The sequence below is a fragment of the Hydrogenophaga sp. PAMC20947 genome (genome assembly GCF_004795855.1).
Lineage (GTDB): Bacteria > Pseudomonadota > Gammaproteobacteria > Burkholderiales > Burkholderiaceae_C > Hydrogenophaga.
The window spans coordinates 189228-200996 of record NZ_CP039252.1; the positions used below are offsets into that span (position 1 = coordinate 189228).

15 protein-coding genes are annotated in these 11769 nt (G+C 59.6%); 13 read left to right on the plus strand and 2 right to left on the minus strand.

Translation table 11 applies throughout. From position 1 onward, the window contains the following. Nucleotides 1–342: 342 nt before the first annotated feature. The 6 genes from E5678_RS00820 (at nt 343) to galU (ending at nt 4811) form a co-directional block, all read left to right on the plus strand. On the plus strand, nt 343–1350 hold the full coding sequence (locus E5678_RS00820; RefSeq protein ID WP_247596868.1) for an RluA family pseudouridine synthase: 1008 nt from the start codon (nt 343–345) through the stop codon (nt 1348–1350). Nucleotides 1351–1427: 77 nt separating this feature from the next. Then, complete coding sequence (locus E5678_RS00825) at nt 1428–1730, plus strand: H-NS histone family protein (protein ID WP_136176775.1); 303 nt, start codon at nt 1428–1430, stop codon at nt 1728–1730. Between the two features lie 116 nt (nt 1731–1846). Continuing rightward, complete coding sequence (locus tag E5678_RS00830; protein ID WP_136176776.1) at nt 1847–2506, plus strand: HAD-IA family hydrolase; 660 nt, start codon at nt 1847–1849, stop codon at nt 2504–2506. Continuing rightward, a complete protein-coding gene (locus E5678_RS00835; protein WP_136176777.1) occupies nt 2499–2897 on the plus strand; it encodes a Rieske 2Fe-2S domain-containing protein in 399 nt (132 codons plus the stop codon). Before E5678_RS00830 ends, E5678_RS00835 begins: the two co-directional genes overlap by 8 nt. 4 nt (nt 2898–2901) lie before the next feature. After that, nucleotides 2902–3885 carry a S49 family peptidase gene (locus tag E5678_RS00840; protein WP_136176778.1) on the plus strand — a complete coding sequence of 328 codons (984 nt, stop codon included), beginning with the start codon at nt 2902–2904 and terminating at the stop codon, nt 3883–3885. A 38-nt stretch (nt 3886–3923) separates the two neighbouring features. Further along, nucleotides 3924–4811, plus strand: coding sequence for a UTP--glucose-1-phosphate uridylyltransferase GalU (gene galU / locus E5678_RS00845; RefSeq protein ID WP_136176779.1), 888 nt, complete (start codon nt 3924–3926; stop codon nt 4809–4811). Between the two features lie 147 nt (nt 4812–4958). Here galU and E5678_RS00850 read toward each other — a convergent pair whose 3' ends face one another. Further along, nucleotides 4959–5762: an SAM-dependent methyltransferase gene (locus tag E5678_RS00850; protein WP_136176780.1), complete on the minus strand. Its 804-nt coding sequence runs from the start codon at nt 5760–5762 to the stop codon at nt 4959–4961. After that, nucleotides 5759–6373 (minus strand): Maf family nucleotide pyrophosphatase, encoded by a 615-nt coding sequence (locus E5678_RS00855; RefSeq protein WP_247596869.1) that lies wholly within the window; start codon nt 6371–6373, stop codon nt 5759–5761. Before E5678_RS00855 ends, E5678_RS00850 begins: the two co-directional genes overlap by 4 nt. 48 nt (nt 6374–6421) lie before the next feature. Here E5678_RS00855 and E5678_RS00860 point away from each other — a divergent pair, with 48 nt between their 5' ends. The 7 genes from E5678_RS00860 to acpP all read left to right on the plus strand — a co-directional run bounded on the left by E5678_RS00860 (nt 6422) and on the right by acpP (nt 11661). Next, nucleotides 6422–6979 carry a YceD family protein gene (locus tag E5678_RS00860; RefSeq protein ID WP_136176782.1) on the plus strand — a complete coding sequence of 186 codons (558 nt, stop codon included), beginning with the start codon at nt 6422–6424 and terminating at the stop codon, nt 6977–6979. A gap of 142 nt (nt 6980–7121) precedes the next feature. Beyond that, nucleotides 7122–7304 (plus strand): 50S ribosomal protein L32, encoded by a 183-nt coding sequence (gene rpmF / locus E5678_RS00865; RefSeq protein WP_066086119.1) that lies wholly within the window; start codon nt 7122–7124, stop codon nt 7302–7304. A gap of 135 nt (nt 7305–7439) precedes the next feature. Further along, nucleotides 7440–8480, plus strand: coding sequence for a phosphate acyltransferase PlsX (gene plsX, locus E5678_RS00870; protein ID WP_136176783.1), 1041 nt, complete (start codon nt 7440–7442; stop codon nt 8478–8480). A gap of 31 nt (nt 8481–8511) precedes the next feature. After that, nucleotides 8512–9492, plus strand: a complete 981-nt coding sequence (locus tag E5678_RS00875) for a beta-ketoacyl-ACP synthase III (RefSeq protein WP_136176784.1) — start codon at nt 8512–8514, stop codon at nt 9490–9492. Nucleotides 9493–9577: 85 nt separating this feature from the next. After that, the gene (fabD, locus tag E5678_RS00880; RefSeq protein WP_136176785.1) at nt 9578–10528 is read left to right on the plus strand and encodes an ACP S-malonyltransferase; all 951 of its coding nucleotides are present in this window, start codon (nt 9578–9580) and stop codon (nt 10526–10528) included. A gap of 15 nt (nt 10529–10543) precedes the next feature. Next, on the plus strand, nt 10544–11305 hold the full coding sequence (fabG, locus tag E5678_RS00885) for a 3-oxoacyl-ACP reductase FabG (protein WP_136176786.1): 762 nt from the start codon (nt 10544–10546) through the stop codon (nt 11303–11305). Between the two features lie 116 nt (nt 11306–11421). Beyond that, nucleotides 11422–11661 carry an acyl carrier protein gene (gene acpP, locus E5678_RS00890; RefSeq protein ID WP_136176787.1) on the plus strand — a complete coding sequence of 80 codons (240 nt, stop codon included), beginning with the start codon at nt 11422–11424 and terminating at the stop codon, nt 11659–11661. Nucleotides 11662–11769: the final 108 nt, after the last annotated feature.

The window sequence follows — 11769 nt, forward strand, 5'->3', positions numbered from 1 at the left end:
CCCAGCCTGGGTCTGGCCGCCATTCGCGGCTCAGCAGCCTGGCTGGCTGATTGGGTATTCCGTATTCGGGTTCGCAGTTTTACTCACGGATTCGCCCGTTGCGTCGGTTTGCTGGTGCGGCTCGGGCTCTCTTGTCAGAGCTCTCGTCAAGCGGCTACCGCGCACTCAGGCAACGGGTGGCAACTGTGCCCAATCGGGCCCGCAGCATCGTTTGCCGCAGGAGCCTGCTGTTTGTGAAAGCCTTAAACTCAAGGAAATCAATCACTTACAGCACACGACTGGCGCAACGCATTATAGTGCGCTCCCTTGGTCGCCGTGGGGTGAATTTCCGGCGCTTATTTCGTGACCAACAAACCTATCGTTCAGTCTGCCGCTGCAGTGCAATACATCACGGTAGACGATGAGTCTGCCGGTCAGCGGCTGGACAACTTCCTCATCCGCATTCTGAAAGGCGTACCAAAGACCCACGTCTACCGCATCATCCGCTCGGGAGAGGTGCGGCGCAACAAGGGTCGCATCCAGGCCGACGAGCGCTTGGTTCAGGGCGATGTGTTGCGCATTCCTCCCATTCGGGTATCGGAAGCGGCGCTCGAAAAATCCGCTAACCCGGCCCCGCCTCGGGAGTTTCCGATTCTTTTTGAGGACGATGCCTTCCTGGCCATTGGAAAACCTGCTGGCGTTGCCGTTCATGGGGGAAGCGGGGTGAGTTTTGGCGTGATTGAGCAGTTGCGCCAGGCGCGCCCGCAAGCAACTTCGCTGGAACTGGTTCATCGGCTGGACCGTGAAACGAGTGGATTGCTGTTGATCGCCAAAAAAAAGCGCGCGCTGAGAGCATTGCAAGACCAGTTTCGGGAGCGGTCAACGGGAAAAACCTATTTGACGGTGGTTAAAGGCGCGTGGCCCCAAAAACTCAAGGTATTGGATCAGCCGCTGCACAAATACCTGCTGCCAGATGGAGAGCGGCGGGTCAAAGTTGTGTCTTCCGACCACCCGGATGCAATGCCTTCGCTCACCTTGGTTCGCCCCATTCAGCGGCTGGCCGCGCCTCCCGGTTGCGAAAAGGAGTGCCCAGAAGGTTTGACGCTGCTGGAGGTCACCATCAAGACCGGACGCACACACCAGATCCGGGTGCATTTGGCCAGCGCGGGTTATGTGATCGCCGGAGATGACAAATACGGTGATTTTGAGCTCAATCGAAGTTTGGCCCGTTCGGGCCTGAAACGCATGTTTTTGCACGCTTGGCGGTTGCGTCTCAATCACCCCATCAGCGAAGAGCCGATGGAGTTGGTATCGCAATTGCCGGTTGAATTGCAAAATTGGGTAAAAGCCCTAGCCCAACTGCCCTCATAGTTTCTTATAATCGGTACTGCATCGTTGGGATGCACGTAAAAATATTATTCAAGAACCGACCTTTTCAAGGATATTCAATGGCAAATTACTCTGAACTCATGGCGCAGGCCCAATCTCTGATGGCTCAGGCCGAGCAGGCTCGCAAAGCCGAACTCGCCTCGGTGGTCGCAGAAATCAAAGCCAAAATGAAAGAGTACGGCATCACGGCAGCCGATCTGGGTGGTGTTGGTGGCAAGAAAACGGCCAAATCCAAATCATCCGCTCCCGCCAAGTTCAAAGGCCCCAATGGCGAGTTGTGGGCTGGCGGCCCTGGGCGCAAGCCAGAATGGGTCCGCAATGTGCTCGCATCGGGCAAGAGCATCGAAGACTTCCGGATCTGATCGATCGCAGTTGCGACTCGCAAACCGAAGAGGGCGCCAGGAGCGCCCTTTTTTTATGCTGGCGTGTGCCAGCACGGATAATCCAGCTTCTGTTCACCAAATATCCTGTTATCAGCATGTCCGCTCGCCAATTTGACTTGATTGCCTTTGACTGGGATGGCACCCTGTTCGACTCGACCGCCATCATCACCCGCAGCATTCAGGCTGCGGTGCGCGATGTGGGTGGGACCGTGCCCAGTCAGCAGCAGGCCAGTTATGTGATCGGAATGGGCCTTATGCAAGCGCTGGCCCATGCTGCGCCCGATGTGCCGCAGGACCGCTATCCCCAGTTGGGGGAGCGCTACAAACACCATTACGAGCAGCAGCAGGACGACATCAGCCTGTTTGACGGCGTGTTACCCATGCTCACGGAACTCAAACAGCGCGCGCATTGGCTTTCAGTGGCCACTGGCAAGAGCCGAAGCGGATTGAATGTGGCGTTGCGCGCCGTGGCATTGCAGGGTTTGTTTGATGGATCGCGCACCGCAGATGAGACGGCAGGCAAGCCCAGCCCTTTGATGCTGCACGAATTGATGAAAGAATTCGGCGTTGACCCTCGGCGGACCCTGATGATTGGTGACACCACGCACGACCTGCAGATGGCATTGAATGCCGGTTGCCCCAGCGTGGGTGTCAGCTACGGAGCGCACGAGCCAGATGCATTCGACGCTTTGATGCCGCTGTTTGTGGCGCATTCGGTGCCTGAGCTGCATGACTGGCTGCGAGAAAATGCCTGAAGCGCCAGAGGTTTCTCCCAATGATCACGACCCGCTGCACGCCTTGTGCCGCAGCGGTGAGTTGGCCAATGGGGGGCAGGCGGTCCCCTTTGATGTGGTTTATTCGGGTCAGACGTGCCGCGCCTTTGCGGTGCGCTTTGAAGAAGAGGTGCATGCCTACCTGAACCGCTGCGCCCATGTGGCCATGGAAATGGATTGGCAACCGAACCGGTTTTTCGACGACACCGGGCGGTGGTTGCTGTGCGCCACCCACGGTGCGGTGTACCAGCCCGATACGGGCGTCTGTCGCGGAGGACCTTGTCGTCGCGGATTGGTCAAGATCCCGCTGGTTGAGCGCGACGGGGTGGTGTTCTGGCAGTCACAATACCCGTTCCACCCTCCGGAATTTTGAATTTATGAACGACGACCTGCCCGAAATGCCCCTTTCCCACCCCGGTCGACGCGCTGCCGACAGCGGTTGGGAGCGAGAGACGCTGGAAAAATTGCTGTTTGCATCCCTCCGTGAGCAGCGATCAGCGAGGCGCTGGCGTTTGTTTCTTCGGCTGTTGTGGCTGGCCGTGATCGGGGCCGCATTCTGGTACATCTTCAACGTGCAAAGCGGTACTGTCGCCATCAGCACGCCCCACACCGCCGTGATTGAAATCCGCGGTGAAATTGCTTCGGGCGTCGAGGCCAGCGCCGAAAACGTGGTCAGTTCGCTGAAAACCGCGTTTGAAGACAAGGGCGCTCGAGCCATTGTTCTGTTGATCGATTCACCCGGCGGCAGCCCCGTTCAAGCCGGCATCATCAACGATGAAATCACCCGCCTCAAGGCATTGCATGGCAAAAAGGTCTATGCGGTGGTGGAAGAAACGTGTGCTTCGGCCGCTTATTACATCGCTGCAGCGGCAGATGGCATCTATGTGGACAAAGCCAGTCTGGTCGGCAGTATTGGCGTGCTGATGGATGGCTTCGGTTTCACGGGCCTGATGGACAAACTGGGGATTGAGCGCCGCCTCATGACGGCCGGGGCCAACAAGGCCTTGCTGGATCCGTTCAGCCCCCAGGATGAGCGCCAAACGGCCTATATTCAAACCATGCTGACGGAAATCCACGCGCAGTTCATTGACGCTGTCAAAAAAGGTCGTGGGGATCGTCTCAAAGAAACACCTGAGACCTTCAGCGGGCTGGTCTGGAGCGGTCAACAGGCCGTTGAACAGGGTCTGGCGGACGGATTGGGCAGCCTCGATTCCGTGGCGCGCGATGTGGTCAAAGCAGAAGAGATTGTGGACTACACCCAGCGCGAAAACCTCGGGATGCGATTGGCTCGGCAATTCGGGGCCAGCGTGGGCCGGGGCATATTTTTCGCCGCGCGCTCAGAAGGTGTTCAGCTGAAGTGACGAGTGAAAAAAGAAATTTGAACGGAAAGGTGAGGAAAATGATGCAGATTCGAAAAGCCGTTTTTCCGGTGGGTGGGCTCGGTACCCGTTTTTTGCCAGCGACCAAGGCTATTCCAAAAGAAATGCTGCCCGTGGTGGACAAACCGCTGATCCAATACGCGGTTGAAGAGGCGTATGCCGCCGGCATTCGTGAAATGGTCTTTGTGACGGGGCGCAACAAGCGCGCGATTGAAGACCATTTCGATACCGCCTACGAGTTGGAGGCTGAGCTGGAGGCCGCCGGCAAGCACGCCTTGCTGGATTTGGTGAATTCGATCAAACCCGACGACATGGATTGTGTCTATGTGCGCCAGCCTAAAGCACTGGGACTGGGGCATGCGGTTTTGTGTGCCGAGCGCCTGGTCGGTGACGAGCCTTTTGCGGTGCTGTTGGCTGACGACCTGATGCTCGGGCGTGATCAATCCCGCGGTGGCCCCACGGTGCTGCAGCAAATGGTGCAGGCTTACGCGAGCCACCCCGGGACCATTCTTGCGGTGCAAGACGTGCCGCGAGAAGACACGCGACGCTATGGCGTGGTTGACGTCAAGGGCGTGAGCGCGCCTGTTGCCGAGGTGTTTGCCATGGTGGAAAAGCCCCGGCCCGAGGTGGCGCCTTCCACCCTGGCCGTGGCAGGACGGTACATCCTCACGCCTGCCGTGTTTGAGCGCATTCGCCAGCAACCTCGGGGGGCCGGAGGTGAAATTCAGCTGACCGATGGCATTGCGTCATTGATCGGCTCCGAGCGCGTGTATGCCTTTCGCTACGATGGCCGTCGCTATGATTGTGGGAGCAAAGAGGGCTTTCTGGAGGCCACGATCGATCTGGCCTTGGCCAATCCCGAGCTCAGTGCTTCGGTCAGGGCCCATATGGTGAAGGCCTTGGCCTGATACCAATTCGCATTCAAGGCGATAGCGGCGGTGTTCTGGCTTGCGTGCCAGCGCACGGCCTGTGGCCAGTCGCCTTGTCCTCGCTTTGAAGGCCAACCGGTTTGCCATGCCTGCCCAGTCGCCTGGACCGGCATGGCGCAGACCAGCTCAACGTCCGATCAGGAAGACCGCTGGGGCCTCCAGCGGCAGCGCTTGCTGGAGGGCGTGTGCCTTCCAGTCAGCGATGAGCGCACTGCGGGTGGTTTGCGCGGCCAAGCTCAATGCACAGCTGACCGCGAGCCGGGTATGGGGATGCAAGCTCTGTATCAATGACGACAGCAAAGCCGCGTTTCGGTAGGGTGTTTCGATCAGGATCTGGGTCTGCCCGGTCTTCAGGGACAGGGTTTCCAGCTCACGCAGGCGTTTGGCGCGCTCGTCCACGCTTTGGGGGACGTAGCCCACAAACGCAAAATTCTGGCCATTGAGTCCACTGGCTGCCAGCGCCAGCATGAGCGAGATCGGACCCGTCATCGGGTGCACCGGGGCGCCCATGGCGTGTGCTGCACGAACGATCGAGCTGCCAGGATCAGCGATGGCCGGCATGCCCGCCTCGCTGACGAGCCCTATGTCATGCCCCATGAGCAACGGGGCCAACAGAGCTCTGGCCTCAGCATCACCGGCGGTCGCCGGCGTATGGTCGCCTTTTTTGTGGACCTGGCGGGGCAGTTCCGTGATGTTTTGCGCTTGCAGCGGAGCGGCAAGGCTGTGAAGGCTGTCCACCCGTTTGAGGAAGGCCCGGGTGCTTTTGGCGTTTTCTGTGATCCAGTGGGTCAGTCGGGACGCGGTGGTGAGGGTGTCAGACGGCAGCCACCGGCTGATGGGGTCGGGGGTGGCGTCCGGTAGCAGGCATCCAAAGTCCAGAGGGGTTGGAATCAGAAACAAGGTTCCGATGGCGGGGGTGCCGGGCTTCACAGGATGGACACGCCAGCGGCGCGCAGCAATTGACAGGTGCGAATCAGCGGAAGGCCAATGAGCGCGGTGGGGTCATCGTTGTCGATGCGCTCCAGCAGAGCGATGCCCAAGCCTTCGCTCTTGGCGCTCCCGGCGCAATCGTAGGGTTGTTCGGTCCGAAGGTAGGTCTCAATTTCGGCGTCACCCAGGTGGCGAAAGACCACGCGCACGGCAGCCAGATCGCACCGTTCAAAACCCGTTGCCTGGCAGACCACGGCGACAGCGGTCTGAAACACCACGGTCTCCCCCCGCATGCGCTGCAGTTGCGCCACAGCACGCTCGTGCGTGCCGGGTTTGCCCAAAGGGGTGCCATGAAGATCGGCGACCTGATCGCTGCCGATCACCACCGCTTCTGGGAACCGCCGTGCGACCTCCCAGGCTTTGGCCATAGCCAGCCGAACGGCCAAGTCTGCAGGGCTCTCTCCGGGTTGCGGCGTTTCATCAACCTCGGGCGCAACAGTCTGGAAAGGACGGCCAAGCCGGGTCAGCAGCTCCTGCCTGTAACGCGAGGTAGATCCCAGGATGAGGGGGCGGCCGCTGGACAGCTCTGGGGATGGAAAGGGGGAGGGCATGGCTTGGGACATACGGGTATTCTCCCCGCTTTCTTTTACACTGCTGGGATGACAGCACCCACCAAATCCACCTGGAATCCCAAACGCCTGGATGTTCGCGCCTTTGCCTTGGCTGGCGGACAGCTGGGGTCTGCCGAGGGCGACGGCCAGTTCGATCGCCTGCAGGCTGAGTGTGCGCCGGGCACGGACGGCCTTGAGCCTGTGAGCTGGCATGTGCAAGGGGAGATGCGCGCTCAAGGGGCTGGCAAGGTGCAGCCCTGGCTGCACCTGGAGGCAGAGGGTGCACTTTCGGTGGTGTGCCAGCGCTGCCTGGGCCCGGTCAAGGTGCCCCTGGTGGTGGACCGCTGGTACAGGTTTGTGGCAGACGAGGCAGCAGCCGAAGCGGAAGATGAGGACAGCGAGGAAGATGTGCTCGCCCTGGAGCCCAGGCCCGATCTGGAGGACCTGCTGGAAGATGAGCTGCTGATGGCATTGCCCCTGGTCCCCATGCACGAAGTCTGTCCTGAGCCGGTGGTGATGAGCGTTGCCGATGAGGCCGTTTCGCTGGGACAGGACGAAGAGCCCCGCAAGAATCCGTTTGCAGAGTTGGCCCGTCTGAAAAAGTAGAAGGTTCAAGGTTTTGCGGGCGCCGGGTATTCGGGCTATAATCTTTAGCTTTGCGCTGGCTGCCTGATGCACCGAGCGAGTCGGGCACAATGCCCACTCCAAGCGCAGCCCGTTAGTCCACCACCGATTTCAGGAGCCCCTCATGGCCGTCCAGCAAAACAAAAAGTCCCCTTCCAAGCGCGGCATGCACCGTTCGCACAATGCACTGAACGTGCCCGGTATCGCAGTTGAGCCAACCACCGGCGAAGTGCACCTGCGTCACCACATCAGCCCCAACGGTTTCTACCGTGGCCGGCAAGTGTTGAAGAACAAATCCGAAGCCTGAATTGGCTGAAAGCCATCTGGTCCGTCGCCTGCGCGCGGTGGAGGCAGTGGCTGGGATTTGTAAACAGGCCCGCATGTGCCATGCGGGCTTTTTTCGTTTGTGCGGCACCGGGTGTGTCACTTCAAGGGTAGCTTCATGATCACCGTTGCTGTGGATTGCATGGGCGGCGATGTGGGACTTGCGTCCACCATGCCGGCTTGTGCGGCGTTTTTGGCCAGCCATCCTGAGGCGCACTTGCTTCTGGTTGGGCAGACCGAGGCGCTTCAGGCATACCCCGACCTGGTCAATCACCTGCGCTGCCGGGTTGTGCAGGCTTCTGAGGTTGTGGAGATGCACGACCCCGTCGAAGTTGCCATGCGCAAGAAGAAGGATTCTTCGATGCGGGTGGCGATCCAGCAGGTGAAGGATGGCAATGCCCAGGCGGTTGTGTCATCTGGCAATACGGGTGCTTTGATGGCCATCGCCCGGTATCTGCTCAAGACCCTGGATGGCATTGATCGCCCCGCTATCGCGAGCCAGATGCCCAATACGCTCGGTGGTGCCACAACGGTGCTGGATCTCGGTGCCAATGTGGACTGCAGTGCCGAGCACCTCTTTCAGTTTGCCGTGATGGGCTCCGCGCTGGTGGCCGCCATTTCTGGGAAGGAAGAGCCCACCGTGGGCCTGCTCAATGTGGGTGAAGAGGTGATCAAAGGCAGCGATGTGATCAAAAGAGCCGGTGTGTTGCTCCGAAACGCAGCCAGCAGCGGTGATTTGAACTTCTATGGCAATGTCGAAGGCAACGACATTTTTAAGGGCACTGTCGACATCGTGGTCTGTGATGGCTTTGTGGGCAATGTCGCACTGAAGGCCAGTGAAGGCTTGGCCAAGATGATCGGAGATTTCATTAAAGCTGAGTTTTCTCGCAGCATCATGACGAAATTGGGTGCGATCTTCGCTTATCCCGTGATCGCCGCGTTCAAGCGGCGCATGGACTACAGGCGCTACAACGGCGCGGCCTTGCTGGGTTTGCGCGGTCTGGTGTTCAAGAGCCATGGATCGGCTGACGCCTTTGCATTCGAGCAGGCGCTGGCCCGGGCTTATGATGCTGCCCACAACGGCTTGCTGGAAAAAGTGCAACAACGCATTGCCCATGCCGCGCCTTTGCTGGCGCCTGAGAGCACACTGGCGAGTTGACAAAGCCCATTCACGAAACGATCCACTCCGCATGACTTCCCCGTACGCACGCATCTCCGGTACCGGCAGCTATTTGCCGCCATTGCGCCTGACCAATGAAGACATGGTGCAGCGTTTGGCGGCCAGGGGGGTGGAAACCAGCGATCAATGGATTGTCGAGCGCACCGGCATCCGGGCCAGGCATTTTGTTGCTGAAGGTGTGTTTGCCAGTGACATGGCCGAACACGCTTGCCGCCAAGCCATGGCGGCGGCTGGCGCTGAGCCAGGCGAGATCGACCTCATCATCGTTGCGACTTCAACGCCCGACATGGTCTTCCCATCAACAGCCGCCATTTTGCAGCGCAAACTGGGTATCGCTGGGTGCCCCGTTTTTGACGTCCAGGCGGTGTGCAGTGGTTTCATCTACGCACTGACCGTGGCCGAGGCCATGGTTCGGGTTGGCAGTGTTCGCAAGGCCTTGGTCGTGGGGACGGAAGTGTTTTCGCGCCTGCTGAATTTTGACGATCGCACCACCTGCGTGTTGTTTGGTGACGGTGCAGGTGCCGTGGTGGTTGAGGCGAGCGAAACGCCGGGCATTCTGGCGACCGATATCCATGCCGACGGCAAATACACCGATATCCTGTGTGTTCCAGGGCATGTGTCTGGTGGTCAGATCCTGGGAGACCCTTTGCTTAAAATGGACGGTCAGGCGGTGTTCAAGCTGGCCGTGGGGGTGTTGGAAGACACCGCACGTGCCACGCTGGAAAAAGCTGGCCGAACGGCCGCTGATATCGATTGGATGATCCCTCACCAGGCCAATATCCGCATCATGCAAAGCACGGCGCGCAAGCTGAAGCTGCCCATGGACAAGGTTGTGGTGACGGTGGATCAGCACGGCAATACGTCGGCGGCCTCCATCCCGCTCGCGTTGGACCATGGGGTGCGCACCGGGCAAGTCAAGCGAGGCGATACCTTGCTGCTTGAGGGCGTCGGAGGCGGTTTCACCTGGGGCTCAGTGTTGGTGGACTTTTGAGTGCACATTCGGGGCTGAATGGCAGGCTCGTACCGGCGGTCGGCTGCCATCCTGTTTTGCTTGAATTGCTATTTCCTTATTTCACATGACTGCATTTGCATTTGTTTTTCCGGGTCAGGGCTCTCAGTCCGTGGGGATGCTCGACGCTTGGGCTGACCACCCGGCCGTGGCCGCCACCTTGGCCGAGGCATCTGATGCCTTGGGTGAAAACCTCGCGGCTTTGATCCATGACGGTCCGAAAGAGGCGCTGGCTCTGACAACCAACACCCAGCCTGTGATGTTGGTCGCCGGTGTGGCGGCTTGGCGCGTCTGGTGTGCCGAAGGTGGCTTGGCCCCCGCAGTGATGGCAGGACATTCTTTGGGCGAGTATTCTGCGCTGGTGGCGTCAGGGGTGTTGACCCTTTCGCAGGCGGCTCCATTGGTCAGGTTGCGGGCAGCGGCCATGCAGGAGGCTGTTCCTGTCGGGACGGGGGCCATGGCTGCCATCCTGGGCATGGATGCGGCTACGGTCATGGAGGGTTGCGCCCAGGCACAGGCCACATTCGGAGCTGGCAGTGTCGAAGTGGTGGAGGCGGTGAACTTCAACGATCCAGCGCAAACCGTGATCGCCGGCAGCAAAGCGGCTGTGGACAAGGCCTGTGAGGTTCTCAAAGGCCTGGGTGCCAAGCGGGCGTTGCTCCTGCCGGTCTCAGCCCCATTCCATTCCAGCCTCATGAAGCCCGCTGCTGAGAAGCTGCGCGTGGCCTTGGCCGGTGTGGCCTTGGCCGCGCCGCAGATCCCGGTGATCAACAACGTTGATGTGGCGGAAGAAACAGATCCCGACCGAATCCGTGATGCCCTGGTTCGTCAGGCTTTCGGTCCTGTGCGCTGGGTTGAGTGCGTTCGTTCCATTCAGGCGCGCGGCGTGGCGACGCTGGTTGAATGCGGCCCTGGCAAAGTGCTGGCGGGCATGGCCAAGCGCATTGAACCCGGTCTGACGGGCGTCGCCCTGTACGATCCGGCAACCCTGGTTGATGTGAAAACCTTGTTGAGCTGAAGATAGGAATGTCCGATGTCTGAAATGAAACTGACTGGCCAGGTGGCCCTGGTGACCGGTGCATCGCGCGGTATTGGCGCTGCAATTGCTCAAGAGCTGGCTTTGCGCGGGGTTGTGGTGGTGGGTACGGCCACGACCGATGAGGGCGCTGCCAAGATCACCCAGACATTGCGGTCTGTGCCGGGGGCGTCACCTGCGTGCGAGGGTGCCAAACTGGATGTCACCGACGCGGCCGAAGCCGAAGCCTTGATCGATGCCATCTCCAAGACCCATGGCGGCTTGCAGATTTTGGTGAACAACGCGGGTATCACCCGCGACATGCTGGCCATGCGTTTGAAGGATGACGATTGGGATGCTGTGCTGGACACCAACCTCAAGGCGGTTTTTCGAATGAGCCGCGCCGTGATTCGCCCCATGATGAAGCAGCGTTATGGTCGCATCATCAGCATCACCAGCGTGGTGGGTGCCTCAGGGAATGCGGGACAATCCAATTACGCTGCTGCCAAGGCCGGTGTCGCCGGCATGACCCGCGCCCTTGCTCGTGAGCTCGGCAGCCGCAACATCACGGTCAATTGTGTGGCGCCCGGTTTCATCGAGACCGATATGACCGCGGCATTGCCACAAGAGCAGCAACAAGCCCTGCTGAACCAGATCCCGTTAGGGCATTTGGGCAAGCCAGCCGACATCGCGCATGCAGTTGCGTATCTGGCGAGTCCGCAGGCGGCCTATGTCACTGGTCAGGAGTTGCACGTCAATGGCGGCATGTTCATGGCATGAAGCTGTAAATTCACGAATCTTGCCGCCGAAAAAAGCCGTCCGGCGGGCCAGCTAGGGACCTCTCTCCAGCACGGCTAAAATGACGGCCTGTCATCCAACAACCCTCAGAGGGACTTATGAGCGATATCGAAGCACGTGTAAAGAAAATCATTGCCGAACAACTTGGCGTGGAAGAGGGGCAGGTCACCCACGAGAAATCTTTTGTGGCCGACTTGGGCGCCGACTCGCTGGATACCGTGGAGCTGGTGATGGCTTTGGAAGACGAGTTCGGTATCGAGATCCCTGACGAAGACGCCGAAAAGATCACCACAGTTCAAAACGCCATCGATTACGCCACGACCCATAAAAAGGCCTGAGCTGCATGAGCAAATGCCAATGGCCAGTTTCGGGGCGGGTCTTCTGGCCTGAAACGCCGAGGGCATCAACATGCGTCGCCGTTTCAAGCCTGCTACCTGGCTGTGGGC

What these genes read in the sequence shown, in the direction of transcription:
- E5678_RS00825 (WP_136176775.1), top strand. Translation starts at nt 1,428, where the DNA reads ATGGCAAATTACTCTGAACTCATGGCGCAGGCCCAATCTCTGATGGCT.
- E5678_RS00830 (WP_136176776.1), top strand. Translation starts at nt 1,847, where the DNA reads ATGTCCGCTCGCCAATTTGACTTGATTGCCTTTGACTGGGATGGCACC.
- E5678_RS00835 (WP_136176777.1), top strand. Translation starts at nt 2,499, where the DNA reads ATGCCTGAAGCGCCAGAGGTTTCTCCCAATGATCACGACCCGCTGCAC.
- E5678_RS00840 (WP_136176778.1), top strand. Translation starts at nt 2,902, where the DNA reads ATGAACGACGACCTGCCCGAAATGCCCCTTTCCCACCCCGGTCGACGC.
- galU (WP_136176779.1), top strand. Translation starts at nt 3,924, where the DNA reads ATGATGCAGATTCGAAAAGCCGTTTTTCCGGTGGGTGGGCTCGGTACC.
- E5678_RS00855 (WP_247596869.1), bottom strand. Translation starts at nt 6,373, where the DNA reads ATGCCCTCCCCCTTTCCATCCCCAGAGCTGTCCAGCGGCCGCCCCCTC.
- E5678_RS00860 (WP_136176782.1), top strand. Translation starts at nt 6,422, where the DNA reads ATGACAGCACCCACCAAATCCACCTGGAATCCCAAACGCCTGGATGTT.
- rpmF (WP_066086119.1), top strand. Translation starts at nt 7,122, where the DNA reads ATGGCCGTCCAGCAAAACAAAAAGTCCCCTTCCAAGCGCGGCATGCAC.
- plsX (WP_136176783.1), top strand. Translation starts at nt 7,440, where the DNA reads ATGATCACCGTTGCTGTGGATTGCATGGGCGGCGATGTGGGACTTGCG.
- E5678_RS00875 (WP_136176784.1), top strand. Translation starts at nt 8,512, where the DNA reads ATGACTTCCCCGTACGCACGCATCTCCGGTACCGGCAGCTATTTGCCG.
- fabD (WP_136176785.1), top strand. Translation starts at nt 9,578, where the DNA reads ATGACTGCATTTGCATTTGTTTTTCCGGGTCAGGGCTCTCAGTCCGTG.
- fabG (WP_136176786.1), top strand. Translation starts at nt 10,544, where the DNA reads ATGTCTGAAATGAAACTGACTGGCCAGGTGGCCCTGGTGACCGGTGCA.
- acpP (WP_136176787.1), top strand. Translation starts at nt 11,422, where the DNA reads ATGAGCGATATCGAAGCACGTGTAAAGAAAATCATTGCCGAACAACTT.